Source organism: Trinickia sp. (genome assembly GCF_051953405.1).
In the GTDB taxonomy this organism is placed as follows: Bacteria; Pseudomonadota; Gammaproteobacteria; order Burkholderiales; family Burkholderiaceae; genus Trinickia.
In genome coordinates, this window is record NZ_JBQCIV010000102.1 from 42580 (window position 1) to 59380 (window position 16801).

Genomic DNA, 16801 nt, shown 5'->3' on the forward strand with positions numbered 1-16801 from the left:
CCATGCAGACCACCAAACGGGGTATCGCCGCGATGTACCAAGCGATCGACGAACTCGATTTCAGCCGGATCAAGGCCAAGCTCATGTACCGGCGGGAAGGCGTCGTCGCGTTGCGTCGGATCGAGCGGGCCGAGGCGGGGTATCGGCAATTCTTGAAGCTCGCGGCGAAGTATCCCGATGCGCCGATCGTGCCGAGCGAGGAAGTCGACGAGTTTTGGCACATGCATATCCTCGACACGCAACGCTACGGGGCCGATTGCGAGCGGATCTTCGGCTACATGATTCATCACGATCCCTACAGCGGGATCGATGGGGCGCAGGATGAAGCGCGGCATCTCGCGCTCGCGGCGACGAGCGACGAGTTGGCGGCGCGCGAGTTCGGCGTGGCGGAAGACGCCGAGGCCGTGGCGTATTGCGTGAAGCCGGAAGCGAAGGGCGATGCTAAAGCATACTGCGTGAAGCCGGAAGCGAAGGGCGACGCCAAGGCGTACTGCGTGAAGCCGGAAGCGAAGAGCGACGCCAAGGCGTACTGCGTGAAGCCGGAAGCGAAGAGCGACGCTAAAGCGTACTGCGTGAAGCCGGAAGCGAAGGGCGACGCTAAAGCGTACTGCGTGAAGCCGGAAGCGAAGGGCGACGCCAAGGCGTACTGCGTGAAGCCCGAAGCGAAGAGCGACGCTAAAGCGTACTGCGTGAAGCCCGAAGCGAAGAACGAAGCACGCGCGTACTGCGTGCGTCCCGAGGCGATGGCGATGATCGACCCGGTGCGCCAAGTCGCTGCGCCCGCGTGGCGGCGCTGCGCGTAGTCCTCCTGCCGGGCGCGGGAGCCGTCACCCTCCGTTGACCCAAATCAAGCCGTTTTCCGTCCGCTCCGGGAAGATAGGAACCGGCGCATCGCGATACCGCGAGCGCCGGTTTCGGCTAGCGGCGGGTGAATCGGCGTGGGAGAGGGTAAATGGGAATCGGCATGCAAATCGTGTATCTCGGGTTCCCCGGGGAGGCACGAATCGAGGCCGAGGCCGGCGTCCAGTTGCTACGGCTCATGCGTTTCGCGCGGCGCGTGAGCGGTTGCCATTTGGCGATCGAACTGCTGCACGGCCCGAACGGCGCCTATTACGATGCTAGGCTCGACATCATCACGCAGGACAAAGACCTGATCCCGCTACCCCATTGTTCGGAAACGAATCCGGAGGCGGCCGTGCGCGCCGCTTTCGACTATGCTGAGCGCGAACTCAGCCATCGAGGTGCCGCCTTTTCGCAGTTGAACAAATGAAGAGGGCCCAGCGCGCAAAGCGAATCGAATTCGCGCGGCGGCGGGAAAACGTCATACCACCACGCGCTACGAGGGCCGTCACGCGCTAGCGGCACCGTCCGCTTTCTCTCGCGCGAGACGTGCGATCGTCTCCATGGCCAGGTCGAATTCGGTCGTCTTGTCGAAGAAATAATCGGCGCCGGCAACGACGCTTGCCTCCCGAAAAACAGGCGACGCGTAGTTTGTCAGCACGATCGTCACGATGGGATCGGTACGGCTACGCAACGCATGGAGCAGATCCATGCCGTTGCTGTCGATCAGACGCAAATCGAGAATGACGGCTTCGGCGTCCGTTTCTTCAATGCCCTGGAGCGCCATTTCCACGTCTTCCGCTTCGCCCACGATGCATGCCGCGCCATGCGGCCCGATGTGGCGCGCCAAGCGCTCGCGTACTAAGGTCGACTCGTCGACGACGAAGACTCTCAGCGGTGACCGGTTGTTCGATTCCATGCGAAGAGTATCGTCAGCGCTTAGTGAAATAAATATCGGCTCGGTAGGAATGTGCTGTAGGTGACGCGGAATACCGATGTAGGGGAATGCCTACAGGCGGACCTCGACGCCCGCGCGGCGGACCTGTGCGCCGGCCCATGCCGCACGAGTCGTTACTACTGGTTACAAGTCTTCGCCGTCCTCGAATAATTTGTGTTGGATGGCGTAGCGAACCAAGGCGGCTTCGTGCGGCATCTGCATTTTTTCGAGAATGCGCGTTTTGTAGGTGCTGACGGTTTTGGCGCTGACGCACAGCTCGTTGGCAATTTCGCTGATTGTCTGCCCGTTCGCGATGCGGCGGAAAACGTCGAACTCGCGGTCGGACAGCCGCTGGTGCGGCAGCATGTCGGTTGGCTCGTTCAGGCTTTGCGCAAGCCGCTCGGCCATCGATAGGCTGACGTACACCCCGCCGGCGGAAATCTTCGTGAGCGCCGAAACCAGTTCCTTGCTCGCGCTTTCCTTCGTCAAATACCCCGACGCACCGGCCTTGAACGCGCGCACCGCGTATTGCTGCTCGGCATGCATGGTCAGCACGAGCACCCGTAGCATGGGCAGCTCTTCCTTGATCTGCTTGACGAGTTCGATGCCGTTGCGCCCGGGCATCGATAGATCCAAAACGAGCACGTCCGCCGGCGTGCCGCGCACGAGCGAAATGGTCGTGGGGCCGTCGTAGGCCTCTCCGACGACTTCGAACCCGCTCGTGCCCTCTAAAATGTGGCGCAGTCCGTCGCGGACGAGCGCATGGTCGTCGGCCAGCAGTACTTTTGTCATGGCAGAGCCTCTTCCTGTTGTATGGCGGCGAGCGGGATCCGCACCGTGAGCGCGAAGCCTCGTTTCGGCGCGGTATCGATCGATACCGTGCCGTCGAGGATGTGCACGCGTTCGCGAATACCCAGCAGTCCGAAGGATTTTTCCCCGGGTCCTTCCTTGCCTGGTGCGCCGGCCGCGCCGCGGCCGTTATCTGCGATGCGCAGTACGCACCAGTTTTCTTCGATGGCGAGCGAGATCGACACGCGCGTTGCTTCGGCATGTCGAGCCACGTTCGTCAGTGCTTCCTGCACGATCCGAAATAGCGTTGTCGCACCGCTGCGCGAAAACTGTACCGCGCCCGGTTCGATGCGGCGTTCGATGTCGATCCCGTAGCGGGTCGTGAAATCGGTCAGCAGCCAATCGATCGCCGGCATGAGGCCCAGATCGTCGAGCATGACAGGCCGCAAATCCGCGGCGATGCGGCGCACCGAGCCGACCGTCGAATCGATCAGGCCGCGCATCCCCTTGAGCTGGCTCAACACGGGCGGCGGTGCGCTCGGCACGTCGGCTAGCGACTGCTCGACGGCGGACAGATCCATCTTCAACGCGGTTAGCTGCTGGCCCAGATCGTCGTGCAGTTCTCGCGCGATGCGTGTTTTCTCGTCTTCTCGCACGCTTTGCAAATTCGCCGACAGCGCACGCAGTTCTTGACGCGACGCCTTGAGCGCGTCCTCGGCCCGCACGCGTTCGGTAATGTCGCGCAGCATGACGGTGTAAAGCTTGCCTTCCCCGTCGCGGATCTGCGAAATCGACGCTTCGATCGGAAACTCCTCGCCGTCGGTGCGCAGGCCGACGAGAACCGGTTGCTGCCTTCCCATCTTGCGTTCGGTGACACCCGTCTCGCCGAATCGATCGACATGCGCGCGGTGTGCCCCGCGAAAGCGTTCGGGGATGAACCGATCGATCGAACTGCCGATCGCCTCCATCGCCGAACAGCGGAACACCTGTTCGGCGGCCGGATTGAACATGACGATGCGCTGCGCCTCGTCGATCGTGATGATCGCCTCGCCCGAGGACCGGATGATCGCCATGAGCCGCGCTTCGTCCTGCGACGAACGCGAGCGCGCCCTGCCCGCTTCTGCAAGCATCGTGCCGCGTGCGCGCATGAAAACGAAGACGGCGGCCGCCGCGACGAAGGCAGCGGCCAGGCCCGCCGACAGGATTGCGTTGCGGCTGAATTCGGCCGACGCGACGAGCGCCGGATCGCTCGTCGAGTACGTGATGGACAGCGTGTCGCCGCCGAGATGCAGCGTATTGGTGCGCTGAAAGCGCGGCTGGCTGTCGAGCTGCGCGCCCAAGGCGACGCCGGGCGGATAGAGCACCATCGTCGGATGGCCGCCGGAAACGTGTAGCAGCATACGCGGTTCGTGCGCGGCGACGCTCGCGAATAGATATTCCGTGTCCAGGCGCGCGATCGTGAAACCGGTCAAAGCGGCCCTTCGGGCGGCGACCAGCGCCGGCGGCGGCGCGCTCCGGTAGACCGGCAAATACAGATCGACGCGCGCGCGAGCCTGACTTTCGGCCGGTTCGGTTTCGGTCGCGGTTTCGCGCGGCAACGGCCGAATCGACATCGCCACCTGGCCGCTGTTCGCCGCGCGCATCAAGGCGGCGCGCGTTTCCTCATTGACGCCGAGATCGATGCCGTCCGACGCGTCTCCCCGCGGCGGCCACATCAGCACCGTATGGGCGAGTGCGCCGGCTTCCGAGGACGCGGCGGCGTCCGAAGCCGGCAATGCCACGGCGTACCCGAGCGAGCGGACGCAGGGCGGGGCATCGTCCAGATCCAGGCGCGACACGTAGCGATCCCAGGCCTCCGGCGACGGTGCGCCGTCGCCTGCCGCTTGCGCCTGCGCCATGACGAATCCGCTCGCGCCGCGCAGCAGTTGCGTGCAAAGCAGCAGTTCTCGCTGAATGTCCGAATCGACATGGATGGCGCGTGCCTCGAACGTGGCTTCGGCGACTTGGAGCAGACGATCGTGCACGATCGCCGCCGCGACCGCCGACGAGACGAACACGATGACGGCTGTCGCCGCCGCCGCCAGCAACGGGCCGCGCAACTGCGCGCCCAGTTTGCCGCGGTTGGCGCTCGGCTTGGCGGGGGGGGACGGGTTTCCTGCTGCGGGCATGCGCATCCTGCGGGTCGTCGCGATCCCGCGCCATCGAATGGGAGACGCGGGGCCAAAAGTCGTGTCTGCGACGGCGGGAGGCCGCTTTCCGCAGACGTCTGGCAAATTGTCGTCGATTCGCGCACGGCTGCCAATGGTGCGCAGACCTGGCGACGCCTCTTGCGTAGCGAGCGTGCACGGAGCGTGCTTAAAAGAATAGTCAGAAAAAAAAGCGCCCGCGCTAAGGCGGGCGAAAAGATCGCGCAGGCGCTCGAACCGCGCGCCGCTGGGGCGGCGTGCGGAAGGCCCGGCCTGCGCTTTCCCCGGAATCGGGTCGGACTGCGGAACGGCACCGACTAGTGCGACATAAAGACCGGCACCGTCATGGTTTCGAGCAGGGTATGCGTGACGCCCCCTAGGACGCGTTCTCGGGCACGCGCGTGGCCGTACGCGCCCATGACGAGGCAATCTGCGTGGCGGTCGCTGAGTTGATTCAGCAGCGTGGCGCCGGTGCCGACGCCCGGCGGCCGAGGAATCGAGGTAAAGCTCGCGCGCACGCCGTGCCGATCGAGGTAGGCGGCGATGTCGATATCTTCGGGTGTCGAGTCCTCGGGGTGTTTGCTGACGGACACGACGGTGACGAAACGTGCGCGCTTGAGCAGCCAGATCGCGTCGGCCAGCGCGCGGGCGGCCTCGCGCCCGCCGTCCCAAGCGACGAGCACGCTTTCGCCGAACGTCGCGATGCGGCCGGCGTGCGGCAGCACAATGGCGGGGCGGCCGGCACTCATGATGACATCCTCGACGAAGTGGCGCGCGATGTAGGTGGCGGGATTATCTGGGTCGGGCTGCCCGAGCACGAGCAGATCGGCATGGCGCGCGTGCAGCACGGCGGTCTCGACCGAGGGACCGCTCGGCGCGCGCCATTCGAATGGGCCGCCGGCGCGTTGCGCCGCGGCGGTGAAGCGTGCCTGTGCGTCGTTCATCTTCTGCGCGTGGCGCGCTTCGTTCGCGCCGAGGTTGAAGCTTTCCTCGCCGGTTGCGAGCGGGCGCAGGACGTCTTGGGAGACGATGTAAAGGCCGATCAAGTGGGCGCCGTATTTGAGCGCGAGGTCGCAGGCGAATGCAGTGCGCGCTTCGCTGCGCGTGCTGTCGTCGACGTGAACGAGCAGTGTCTTGTAGCTCATGGCGGTTCCCATTTCCGTTTCCTTCTCGGTATTGCTCGGCGCGGTGGCGGTTAGTGCGACATCAGCACCGGCATCGTCATCGACTTAAGGACCGTGCGCGACGCGCCTCCGAGCACGAGTTCGCGCCAGCGCGCATGTCCGTAACAGCCCATGACGATCAGGTCGGCGCCGAGATCGGCTGCGCGCGAGAGCAACGCGTCGCCGACCGCCGCAGCCGGAACGGACGGCCTCTCGTCGATATCGACGGTGGCGCCGTGCCGGGCGATGACCGCTCCGATATCGGTGCCGGGCAAGCGGCTGCCCAACGGCTCGCCTCCTTGCTCGCCGAGCGTGATGATGGTCGTTTTCTTGGCGGCGGCGAGAAATGGAATGGCATCCGCCGCGGCGCGCGCTGCTTCGCGGCTCTGGTCCCACGCCAGCACGACGTGGGTGCCGATCGAGGCAAACGTGCCGACATAGGGCACGACGAGCACGGGGCGGCCTGCTTCCAGCAGAAGGTGTTCGAGGAACTGATTCGCGACGAAGGACTCGGGATCGTTCGGATCGAATTGGCCTGCGATGACGAGGTCGGCGAAACGCGCCGCGTCGGGCGCGACGTCGTTCGGGTATTCGGTCGAAACGCGCCAATCGCCGGTGACGCCGGTACGCGCGGCGGTGGCCTTGAACGCGCGCTCGAGCGATTCGCGCCGTTCGCGGGCGATACGCTCATGTTCCGCAATGAATTCGGCTGCGCCGGCCATGACATAGAACGAACCGGTCTCGGGTCGCGTCAGCGTCAGCAGAGCGTTCAAATGGGCATCGAAGCGCTGCGCGAGACGAAAGGCGAATTCGAGCCGTCGCTCCGCGGCTTGGCTTGTGTCGAGATGTACGAGAAGACTCTTGTAGCTCATGGTGCCCGCTCCGAAGGATGCCGCGATGCGCATGGCCCTGGCCCTGCGCATCATGCCGAGTGACTAGGAGTGTAGGCACCGCGCTCCGTACCGGCTTGATGCAAGTCAATCGATTCGTCGGCACGATCGGCACGCCCGGCACGCCCGGCACGCCCGGCGCGCCCGGCGAAACGAGCGACCGAGCGTTCGCCCGCGGCCGATGCGCCGATCGCGTTGGAGTTTGATGCAGGTCAGAAGCGTTGGCGAGCAGCGCGGCAGTATCGATCTGAGGGGTCGCGCGGCGCACATCGCGATCGCCTTGCCCAGACGAAAGGAGCACGCGATGAAAACGGACAGGCAGTTGAAGCAGGAAGTCGAAGAGGAACTCGACTACGATCCCGCGGTGAACGCGGCCGACATCGGCGTGGAGGTCAAAGAGCGCGTCGTCACGCTATCGGGGCACCCGTCGAGCTATGCGGAAAAAATCGCGGCCGAGAAGGCGGCGCAGCGCGTGGCCGGCGTGAAAGCCGTGGTGGTCGAGATGGTGGTTCGCTTGCCGAGCGACGAGGTGCATACCGACGAGGATACGGCGAACGCCGTGCGGGCCATGCTGCGCTGGACCGTCGGTCTTTCGGAAGAAGCCGTCAAGGTGCAAGTGGAGAAGGGCTGGGTGACGCTGCGCGGCGAAGTGGCGAGCGCGCATTTGAGCCATCTCGCGACGCGCACCGTGAACCACATGCGTGGGGTGACGGGGGTGTCGAACCTAATCGAGGTGACGGGCGGGCGCGCCGCGCAGGATATTGGCGAAAAGATCGGGCGAGCGCTTCAGCGTCATGCCGAACGCGAGGCCAAGCATATTCGGATCGACGTACGCGACGGCACGGTGACGCTCAAGGGCAAGGTCGGCTCGTATGCGGAGCGCTCGGCGGCGCGCGGTGCGGCTTGGTCCGCGCCCGGCGTGCATGCCGTGATCGACGATCTGGACATCGGTTGAGCTTGGCCACGACGCGCAACCGATTCGATCAAGAGGAGCCGATGTCATGACGTTGTCCGGTTCAGTCGATGGGCCTTGCTGGCATGTATCCGTGCAGACGGCGCCCGCACCCGGGGGCTTCGTTTGCACCGTCCGTGTCGCGCACGAGTGCGCGAGCGGCGCGTTCGAACACGAGTTCGAATACCTTACGCGACACACGGTCGAGCGCGAGGCCCTGCTCGCCGGGCTGCGCGAAGGGATGATGTGGATCGACCATAAGATGGCGCACGCCTTCGATTTTTGAAGGCTTATGAGGCGTGCCCCGGCCCTCGCGCGAAGTATCGTCCGGTCGTTGTCCGCTTATCGAGCCGTTGCGAGGTGTGCGTTGACCTTGACCGGCTCCGTGTCGCTGTCGAATGGCGGCTGGGGCACGAAGCGCTCGATCGTGTCCGGTTCGAATATCAGGCAATACGTCGATCCACCGTATTGGAAGAAGCCGAGTTCGTCGCCTTTTCGCAGATGCTGGCCCGGCATGGCCTCGATGACGCACGAAGACACTTCGGCCATGCCGACGAAGACACACGCGATGGTGCCGAGCGCTGTGTCGTCGCACTCGATGACGATGACGGCCCGCGCGGCGACAGCCGTTGTATAGCCTTGGGAGTCGTTGAGTCCGCCCGGATCCTCGCCTTCCGCTTCCAGTTCGGAATAGTACGTCCCGTCGATCAGGTAGGCGTGCGTGACGGTGCCGCTGACAGGAGCGTGCCAACGATGGTAGTTGAAGGCGCTCAGAAACGCTTGATAGACCGAGCCGCCGGCGAATCGCTTCGCGATCTCGCGCTGGCTGGCGGTGAAGATTTCTTGAAGCGAGTACGGTTGCGCCTTGATCCAAAATCGATCGTGCAGTTGGACGTCGTGCCGTATCGCGTAGGGCGACGCTTCGCAGGCGCTGACGACGATCTTCGAATTATCGGGTTCGGCAACCGGTCGAGCGCCCGGTTCGAATTGTCGAGTAAAGAAGCCGTTCCAAGACGGAAAGCCCCAGTACGGCTCGTTCGGATCGCATAGGAATTGCGTCAGTCCGGTTTTCTCGAGCGCTTCCGGGCAGAACCAGCCATTGGCGTCCGCGTTCAAATGCATACGGGAATAGGGGCCGCTCAGGAAGCCGCACCAGTAGTTCAATACGCGCTTGAGCTGGGCATTGAAGGCTTGATCGCGGAACAGCGCGTATCCCGAGGGCATGCACATAAGCCAGTCCAGCACGGCATTGAGCGGGCAATGCACGAGGCTCGATTCGCTGAAGGGCGGCGCGTAGGTCATCAAATAATCGATGACCGCCATCAATTCGTCGATGTCGGCATAGCCTAGCTCGTAGCCTTCGCCGCGCGCCTCGTCGATCGCCCGCGACGCGGCCATCGCCAATACCGGATCGTTTTTGACGAGGTGCGCCAGGTCGCGCACGACACCGGCGCGCGGCCCTGCGCGATCGCGCGCAAGCGCGCGCTGCGCGAGCGAGCGACGATAGTCGCCCATTGCGCGTTCGTTGGCGGGTAACCAGCTGCCTAGCCGGCGACGCTCGCGACCTAGTGCTTTACCGTCTTGCCCCATCGTCCTGCACTCCCGCTCGAGTTGTCTCGATGCGGGATACAGCAAACCGCTTGCCCGATACGAAGCTAGCGCGGCGCGTAACGCGTGGCGCCAACGGCTAGGCGGATACGCCCCGTGCCGATACAGGCGGGCACGCTTCGGTCAGTTCGACCGCTTCCAGGTAACTAGGTACTTCACAGGGCCAATGCAGTTGCTCGGCGATGCGGCGGCGCAATGCATCGGCCGCGGCCGGTTCGCCGTGCGTAATGAACGTACGTTCAGGCGCGGCCGTCATTTTTCCGAGCCACGCGAGCATTTCCGCGTAATCGGCATGCGCCGACAGCGACGAAATCGCGTCGACTCTGGCGCGCACGGGAATGTACTCGCCGTGCAGCTTGATGGTCGGCGAATGCGCCGCAAGCGCCGCGCCGCGCGTGCCGGCCGCTTGAAAGCCCACGAGCGCGATCGTGTTGCGCGAATCGGGCGCGAACGCCTTCAGATGATGCAGGACGCGCCCGCCCGTGGCCATGCCGCTGCCGGCGATGACGACCATCGGGCCGCGTCGGCCCGACACCTCCTTCGATTGATCGACCGTGCGGACCATGACCGCTGCCTTCTCGATCGCATCGGCCTCCGACATCGTCAGGCGATGTTCGCTCAGATGCCGGCGATAGAGTTCGGTGACGCTCACCGCCATCGGGCTATCGAGAAAGACCGGGACGTTCGCCATCCGCCCCGTCGTTTTCAAGATCGAGATGTAGCGCAAGATCGATTGCGTGCGGCCCACGGCGAAGCTCGGGATGACGACTACCCCGCCATGCTTGAACGTGCGGGCGAAGACGGCCGCGAGTTCTTCGAGCGGATCGGCGCTCTCGTGCAAGCGGTCGCCGTAGGTCGATTCGACGATCAGATAATCGGCCGATACGAGCGGCGTCGGCGGCCGCATGATCGGATCGTTGGGACGGCCGATATCGCCCGAGAACGCGATGACCTTGCCGCACAGATGAAAGACGATGCTGGCGGCGCCTAAGATGTGGCCGGCCGGCAGTAGGCGAAAACCCGCGTGCTCGCCAAGCAGCATCGGCGCGTCGAACGCATGCGGGACGATCCGCTCGAGCGCGCGCTCGGCGTCGTCGAGCGTATAGAGCGGCAGCGCCGGCGCGTGCTTCGAAAAGCCGTGGCGATTCGCGTACTCGGCTTCTTCCTCTTGCAGCTTCGCGGCGTCGCGCAACATGACGCCGCATAGGTCGCGGGTGCCGGGCGTGGCATAGATCGGGCCGCGAAAGCCCATGCGGACGAGGACGGGCAGGTAGCCGGTATGGTCGATATGCGCGTGCGTGAGAACGACGGCATCGAGCGTTGCCGGATCGATCGGCGGGGGCGCCCAGTTGCGCAGCCGCAGGTTTTTGGTGCCTTGGAACAGGCCGCAATCGATCAGGATACGCAGGCCGGCCCCTTCGAGTAGATATTTGGAGCCGGTCACCGTCTCGGTCGCGCCGAGAAAAGTCAGTCGCATGGCGGGTGGGGCTCCTTGCATCGAAATCGGTTCAGATGGGGACGTCGGCGACGAGCGTTTCACGCAGCGCATCGACGAAGCGCATGAACGACGCCAGCGAGCCGGCGACGCTTTGGTACTTCTCGCGGCCGATTTGGCCGTCGAGCGTCACGAGCAGGCCCGCGCCACGCGCAAGTTCGAGGATGTCGTCGACGGCGTTCGTCGTCGTATTCGCGGCTTGGGTCGACATGGCAGCTCTCCGTATGGCGTTTCTTTGCGAGCCGGGCGGGACAGGCTTGGGGCCCGGCTCCACGGATGCGGTATCCGATGTCTGAAGTATTGGTCGCGCCGCCGGCGTTGCAAATAAGGCCGCTCCGAAGATCTCGTAGGCGCTCGTGCATCGATGTCGGCATTTGCCTACAAACGGACGGCATGTTCGGGACTCCGTTCGAACCCTGATCGCATCGCCAAGACGCAACCGATACGCGTATGGATCGTATGGTCGGCCGATGGCGACGCGCCGACGTTGATCGGCATCAAGGCGGCTTGCCGGCCTTGAGCGATGCTATCGACGTGAGCCCATGCAATCGGCGACGGCCATGGCGGTCGCGTCCACGAGGAGGGAACATGTCGATGAAGTCCGACGATGAACTGAAGCACGACGTAATCGATGAGTTGGAATGGGATCCGGTGGTCGACGAGACGGGCATCGAAGTCGATGTCTTGGATCGCGTCGTGACGTTGCGCGGCTCGGTACCGAGTTATGCGCAAAAGATTGCCGTGGAAAAAGCCGTGCAGCGGGTGGACGGCGTGCGCGCCGTCGTCGTTCGCCTGCACGTTTTGCCGCCGGGTGCGGAAGCGTTGGCCGATGAAGCCTTGGCCGCCGCGGCCGTGGCCGTGCTCGAGGCGACCGACGGCGTTCCCCGCGGCGCGATCGGCGTTCAGGCCGATCGCGGCTGCCTGACGCTCACCGGTACGCTCGATTGGGGACACCAGCGGCGCGCGGCGGAAATTGCCGTGGGGCGCCTGCGCGGCGTCGTCGGCATCGTCGACCGTATCGACGTTCGCTCGCAGGCGGATGCGGCCGAGATCGGCGCGAAGATCGCCGGAGCGCTCAAGCGCCGGGCGCGCGCCGATGCGCAGCGCATGCAAATCGACGTGCGCGACGGGGTCGTGACGCTGAGCGGCGTGGTCCATTCGCTCGCCGAGAAGCGCGCGGCGCACGGGATCGCCTGGGCGACGCGCGGTGTACGGGATGTCGTCGATCGACTGACGGTCGAATGATCGACCGGACGTTGGCCGGGTGACGAAACGCTAACGCGGAACGGAGCAAGCAACGCTATGTCTACGCGATATCGGAAGATGGCACTGGCGGTCGCGCTATGCGCGGCGGGTGCAATGATGGGCAATATCGAAGCGCGAGCGCAAACCGACAACACGCCCGACGCACCATTGGCGATGACGCAAAACGGCATCCGGTACGTGAGCGGCGGTATCGGCGAGGAAGAGGCGGCCGCCATGCAGAAGTTGGCGCCGCACTACAGCCTGCGCGTGATGGTTGCGGGCAAGAGCGGCGAGTACTTGTCGGACGTCGACGTATCGGTTGCGTCCGCCGCGGGAAAGAGCGTGTTCTCCGCGCGCACGGACGGGCCGTTCCTGCTCGTTGCGTTGCCGGCCGGACATTATCGGGTGACGGCCGCCACCGGCCAGGCCACTCAAACGCGCGCGGTCGACGTGCCGACCCACGGCACGGCGCGGCTCGATATGCACTTGGATGTGAAGCAATGAGATGCATGTCGCCGGCGGGCGGCACCTCGACGAAACTCGACCAACCTGGACCAACCTGGACGATAAGGAGCAACACCGTGTATCGCACCATCATGCTAGCCGTGGACGGCAGTTCGTCGTCCAAACGCGCCATCGAAGAAGCCGTGCGCATCGCTTCGCTTGCGCGCGCAAACGTTCATGCGGTTTATGTCGTCGATAAATCGGCGCTTTTCAACTACGGCGGCTACTACGATCCGCAGGCGCTGCTCGATGCCCTGCGCAGCGAGGGGCGTGCCGCGCTCGCACAGGTGCACGAAGCGCTGGGCGCGGCCGGCCTTGAAGGCGAAGAGGAAACGATCGAAACGGAAAGCATGGCCGACGACGTCGCCACCTGCTTGCAACGTCATGCGGAACGCATCGGCGCCGATCTCGTCGTCATGGGCACGCACGGACGCCGCGGCGTACCGAGGCTCGTCCTCGGCAGCGTATCGGAGCGGTTCCTGCGCTTTTCGACGTGTCCGGTGATGCTGGTACGCGCCGAGCACGAGCCGATCGAGACCCCCGCATAGACGGGCACATGGACGACGTCGACGATGAGGCCGACGTCGGTTCCGCGCGCTTGGACCGGAACACCCTCGACAACCTCGTACCGAAACGACCTCGGCTTCAGCCGGTGCCGTCAGCCTAAAGCAGTGGCCGCGTTACGAAACGCGACTTGTAGGCCGTAATCGAAGCCCAGCACGACGAGCGAGCACAGGAGCCCCATCGCGAGGTTGGTGAGCCTGTGCTCGAGATCGGGATGGCGGCCGAGCCATGCGACCGCGAGGAACGTGCCTTCCGCCACGACCTGCACCGCGAACATCGCGAGCATCAGCAAGTACTCGTAGCCCATCGAGTTGAAATTGGAGAAGTCGGTGCCGTGCACCGCGATCCAATAGCCGACGCGATAGACCTCGTACGCCACGAACAAGAGCGGGAACACGTAGCTGGCGATATACGTCGGCTTCGTGGCATGCCGCAGTTCCGGGTGAAAGTGATGGACTTGTTGCATCGCAACCTCCTTGGGTAATGCTCAGCGAACGAACTCACTCTAGACCATAGAAAAACATCGATTCGACACTTTTGACATGCGTCAATCGGTAACGTGCCTCGCCGCGTACAGTAGGGTTGATCTCTACTTGTCCGCGTGAGCCGCCGCGCGTTGCCCCTCGCCATGGACCGCAAAAACGATCTCGTCAGTACGATTCTTACGGTCAGCTTGCTGGTGCTGATCGCCGTCCAATTGCTGACGCTGCGTGCCCCGGCGCAACCGATCGACTACAGCGATTTCCGGCGCCTCGTCGCCGCGCGGCAGGTCGACAATCTGGAAGTGACGCCGACGCAGATCACCGGCAACGTGCGGATGCCGGGTGCGAGTGCGCTGCTGCCCGCTTCGGCGGCTCAGGCGCTTGCAGGGCAGGGCTCGCCGTGGCGCTTTGCGACGGTACGGGTGGCCGACGATCGTTTGTCCGACGAACTCGCTCAGGCCGGCATTCGCTATCGCGGGGCCAGCGACAGCACCTGGATGGGCACGGTGCTGTCGTGGATCGTGCCCGCGATCGCCTTCTTCTTCGTATGGGGCTTGTTGATGCGGCGCGGCGGCGGCGCGATGCAAGACTTCATGGGGGTCGGCAAGAGCAAGCCGCGCGTATACGTGCAAAAAGAAACGGGCGTGACGTTCGACGATATCGCGGGCATCGACGAGGCCAAGGCCGAGTTGCAGCAAATCGTCGAATTTCTACGCAATGCCGAACGCTACCGGCGCCTCGGCGGAAAAATTCCGAAAGGCGTGCTGATCGTCGGGGCGCCCGGTACCGGCAAGACGCTGCTCGCGAAAGCCGTGGCCGGCGAGGCGTCGGTGCCGTTTTTCTCGATCAGCGGATCGGCGTTCGTCGAAATGTTCGTCGGCGTGGGCGCGGCCCGCGTGCGAGACCTCTTCGAACAGGCCCAGCAAAAGGCGCCTTGCATCGTGTTCATCGACGAGCTCGATGCGCTCGGCAAGGTACGCGGCACCGGAGTGAGTTCCGGCAACGACGAGCGCGAACAAACGCTTAATCAGTTGCTCGTGGAAATGGACGGCTTCCAGCCGAATTCGGGCGTCATCATCATGGCCGCGACGAACCGGCCCGAGATCCTCGATCCCGCCCTGTTGCGGCCGGGCCGTTTCGATCGCCATATCGCGATCGACCGGCCCGACTTGATCGGACGGCGCCAGATCCTTTCGGTACACGTGAAGCACGTCAAACTCGCCGAGGACGTCGATTTGGGCGAACTGGCTTCGCGTACGCCCGGCTTCGTCGGCGCCGACTTAGCGAACGTGGTCAACGAAGCAGCGCTGCACGCCGCCGAACTCGATAAGCCGGCCGTGCAGATGGCGGACTTCGACGAGGCGATCGATCGTGCAATGGCGGGCATGGAGCGTAAGAGCCGCGTCATGAATGCCGAAGAGAAGCTCATCATCGCGCATCACGAAGCCGGGCACGCGCTCGTCGCGCACAGCCGCGCGCACTCCGATCCGGTCAAGAAGGTGTCGATCATTCCGCGCGGCGTGGCAGCGCTCGGCTACACGCAGCAGGTGCCGACCGAAGACCGCTACGTGTTACGCAAGAGCGAATTGCTCGACCGGCTCGACGTGCTGCTCGGCGGCCGCGTGGCCGAGGAAATCGTCTTCGGAGATGTGTCGACGGGCGCGGAAAACGATCTCGAACGCGCCACTGCAATGGCGCGCCATATGGTCGAGCGCTACGGCATGAGCGAGCGCATCGGTCTCGCGACGCTCAATTCGACGACGTATCCGGTTCCCGGCGACGGCACGCGTTACAGCGAAAGCACGGCGCGGCTCGTGGACGAGGAAGTCAGGCGGTTGTTGCGCGAGTCGCACGAGCGCGTCGAGCGGACGCTTCGCGAGCGCCGCGAACCGCTCGAGCGCATCGCCAAGCGGCTGCTCGAGTGCGAGGTGATCGACCGCGAAACGTTGATTCAGCTGATCGACGGCGAGCGGCCGGCCAATTCGACCAATGCGCCGCGCAATTGCGCGAACTCGCTGGCTTTGTCGAGAAAGAGCGTCGCGCCGAGTTCGTAACAGACCTTGCGCATCTGCGCATAGGCGGAATTGCTGAGCACGATGGCCGGCATCGCGGGCCGGTGCTCATGCAGCCATTTCAAAATCGTCAGGCCGCTCGTGCCGGCTCTGAGCTGCAAATCGACGATCACGACGTCGGGCTTGTTCGCATCGATGGCGGCAAGGGCCTGCGACGGCTCGTCGGCTTCGGCCACGATATGTGCACCGGGCACGGTCCGCACGAGTTCGCACAGGCGCTCGCGGATGGGTGCATAGTCTTCTACGAGTAGTACCTTCATGGCAGACACGCATTAGTTCGAGTTCATGATTTGGAGTGTCCGCGAATCCCCGGTTCGGCGAAATCAGCCGTGGACTTGATTCGTGTGCGGCTTTTGGCGGCGCTGTCGGAGAAGGCTTACAGCGGTACGCGGGCAAACGTTTGCGAAAATGCTCATTGCCGCAATGGCAGTCACGGGCGGCGAGCGCTAGACTGACGTATTGTTCGAAGCCGGAGCCGGACCGTGAACACTGAGCCGATACCCTCGAATGGCCGGGGCGAAGGTCCGTCGCTCACACGCATTTCGCCCGAAGCGCGCTATCGGGCCATGGTCGACGCCATTAAGGACTACGCGATCTTCCTGCTCGATACAAAGGGTCGGATCGCGACGTGGAATGCCGGGGCCGAACGAATCAAGGGTTATCGCGCCGAGGAAATCATCGGCCGCCATTTTTCCGTGTTTTATCCCGAAGACGTCGCGGCGCGCGGCTATCCCGCCGCGGAACTGCGCCGCGCGGCGGAGCTCGGCCGTTGGGAAGACGAGGGCTGGCGCGTGCGCAAGGACGGCTCGCGGTTTTGGGCCAACGTGGTGATTACCGCCCTGCACGACGAGCACGGGGCGGTGCTGGGGTTCGCCAAGGTCACGCGCGACATCACCGAGCGGCGGCGAAACGAAGAGCAGTTGCGCAAAAGCTAGGAGCGGATGCGCCGCCTCATGGACGCCGTCGAGGATGCGATCTTCATGCTGAATCCGCAGGGCCAAGTCACGAGTTGGAACGGCGGCGCCTTGCGCGTGCTGGGCTTTCATGCGACGGAAATCATCGGGCGGCACTTCT

General features: G+C 64.3%; 17 protein-coding genes and 2 pseudogenes. 9 read left to right on the forward strand and 10 right to left on the reverse strand.

Annotated features, from left to right (window positions below):
• Positions 1-2 precede the first annotated feature (2 nt).
• Positions 3-803 carry a glycine-rich domain-containing protein gene (locus ACTHN9_RS17500; protein WP_440538037.1) on the forward strand — a complete coding sequence of 267 codons (801 nt, stop codon included), beginning with the start codon at positions 3-5 and terminating at the stop codon, positions 801-803.
• Positions 804-952: 149 nt separating this feature from the next.
• Positions 953-1270, forward strand: a complete 318-nt coding sequence (locus ACTHN9_RS17505) for a hypothetical protein (RefSeq protein ID WP_440538038.1) — start codon at positions 953-955, stop codon at positions 1268-1270.
• A 78-nt stretch (positions 1271-1348) separates the two neighbouring features.
• Here ACTHN9_RS17505 and ACTHN9_RS17510 read toward each other — a convergent pair whose 3' ends face one another.
• From ACTHN9_RS17510 to ACTHN9_RS17530, 5 genes are all read right to left on the reverse strand, one after another.
• Positions 1349-1759, reverse strand: a complete 411-nt coding sequence (locus tag ACTHN9_RS17510; protein WP_440538039.1) for a response regulator — start codon at positions 1757-1759, stop codon at positions 1349-1351.
• Positions 1760-1921: 162 nt separating this feature from the next.
• A complete protein-coding gene (locus tag ACTHN9_RS17515) occupies positions 1922-2569 on the reverse strand; it encodes a response regulator (RefSeq protein WP_440538040.1) in 648 nt (215 codons plus the stop codon).
• Positions 2566-4734: a sensor histidine kinase gene (locus tag ACTHN9_RS17520; RefSeq protein WP_440538041.1), complete on the reverse strand. Its 2169-nt coding sequence runs from the start codon at positions 4732-4734 to the stop codon at positions 2566-2568. The genes ACTHN9_RS17515 and ACTHN9_RS17520 overlap by 4 nt, the downstream gene beginning before the upstream one ends.
• A 335-nt stretch (positions 4735-5069) precedes the next feature.
• Positions 5070-5897, reverse strand: coding sequence for a universal stress protein (locus ACTHN9_RS17525; RefSeq protein WP_440538042.1), 828 nt, complete (start codon positions 5895-5897; stop codon positions 5070-5072).
• A gap of 50 nt (positions 5898-5947) precedes the next feature.
• Entirely contained in the window at positions 5948-6787 is an 840-nt protein-coding gene (locus tag ACTHN9_RS17530) for a universal stress protein (RefSeq protein ID WP_440538043.1), read from the reverse strand.
• 322 nt (positions 6788-7109) lie between these two features.
• Between ACTHN9_RS17530 and ACTHN9_RS17535 the strand changes: the two genes are divergently transcribed.
• Positions 7110-7760 (forward strand): BON domain-containing protein, encoded by a 651-nt coding sequence (locus ACTHN9_RS17535; protein WP_440538044.1) that lies wholly within the window; start codon positions 7110-7112, stop codon positions 7758-7760.
• Positions 7761-7806: 46 nt separating this feature from the next.
• Positions 7807-8043: a UDP-glucose 4-epimerase gene (locus ACTHN9_RS17540; protein WP_440538045.1), complete on the forward strand. Its 237-nt coding sequence runs from the start codon at positions 7807-7809 to the stop codon at positions 8041-8043.
• A 56-nt stretch (positions 8044-8099) separates the two neighbouring features.
• On the opposite strand, the gene ACTHN9_RS17545 is transcribed toward ACTHN9_RS17540, so the two are convergent.
• The 3 genes and pseudogenes from ACTHN9_RS17545 to ACTHN9_RS17555 all read right to left on the reverse strand — a co-directional run bounded on the left by ACTHN9_RS17545 (position 8100) and on the right by ACTHN9_RS17555 (position 11076).
• Positions 8100-9272: a phosphatidylserine decarboxylase family protein gene (locus ACTHN9_RS17545; RefSeq protein ID WP_440538046.1), complete on the reverse strand. Its 1173-nt coding sequence runs from the start codon at positions 9270-9272 to the stop codon at positions 8100-8102.
• Between the two features lie 172 nt (positions 9273-9444).
• Positions 9445-10842, reverse strand: coding sequence for an MBL fold metallo-hydrolase RNA specificity domain-containing protein (locus ACTHN9_RS17550; RefSeq protein WP_440538047.1), 1398 nt, complete (start codon positions 10840-10842; stop codon positions 9445-9447).
• 31 nt (positions 10843-10873) lie between these two features.
• Positions 10874-11076, reverse strand: a pseudogene (locus tag ACTHN9_RS17555) (hypothetical protein).
• Positions 11077-11454: 378 nt separating this feature from the next.
• Between ACTHN9_RS17555 and ACTHN9_RS17560 the strand changes: the two are divergent.
• The 3 genes from ACTHN9_RS17560 (at position 11455) to ACTHN9_RS17570 (ending at position 13157) form a co-directional block, all read left to right on the forward strand.
• Positions 11455-12105 (forward strand): BON domain-containing protein, encoded by a 651-nt coding sequence (locus ACTHN9_RS17560; protein WP_440538053.1) that lies wholly within the window; start codon positions 11455-11457, stop codon positions 12103-12105.
• A gap of 57 nt (positions 12106-12162) precedes the next feature.
• Positions 12163-12609, forward strand: coding sequence for a carboxypeptidase-like regulatory domain-containing protein (locus ACTHN9_RS17565; RefSeq protein WP_440538048.1), 447 nt, complete (start codon positions 12163-12165; stop codon positions 12607-12609).
• A gap of 77 nt (positions 12610-12686) precedes the next feature.
• Positions 12687-13157 (forward strand): universal stress protein, encoded by a 471-nt coding sequence (locus ACTHN9_RS17570; RefSeq protein ID WP_440538049.1) that lies wholly within the window; start codon positions 12687-12689, stop codon positions 13155-13157.
• A gap of 110 nt (positions 13158-13267) precedes the next feature.
• Here ACTHN9_RS17570 and ACTHN9_RS17575 read toward each other — a convergent pair whose 3' ends face one another.
• Positions 13268-13639, reverse strand: a complete 372-nt coding sequence (locus ACTHN9_RS17575; RefSeq protein ID WP_440538050.1) for a hypothetical protein — start codon at positions 13637-13639, stop codon at positions 13268-13270.
• A 162-nt stretch (positions 13640-13801) separates the two neighbouring features.
• Between ACTHN9_RS17575 and ftsH the strand changes: the two genes are divergently transcribed.
• Positions 13802-15709, forward strand: a complete 1908-nt coding sequence (gene ftsH / locus ACTHN9_RS17580; RefSeq protein WP_440538051.1) for an ATP-dependent zinc metalloprotease FtsH — start codon at positions 13802-13804, stop codon at positions 15707-15709.
• Here ftsH and ACTHN9_RS17585 read toward each other — a convergent pair.
• A complete protein-coding gene (locus ACTHN9_RS17585; RefSeq protein WP_440538052.1) occupies positions 15607-15987 on the reverse strand; it encodes a response regulator in 381 nt (126 codons plus the stop codon). The two genes, ftsH and ACTHN9_RS17585, sit on opposite strands and share 103 nt — an antisense overlap.
• 237 nt (positions 15988-16224) lie before the next feature.
• Between ACTHN9_RS17585 and ACTHN9_RS17590 the strand changes: the two are divergent.
• Positions 16225-16801, forward strand: a pseudogene (locus ACTHN9_RS17590) (PAS domain-containing protein); the annotation flags it as partial.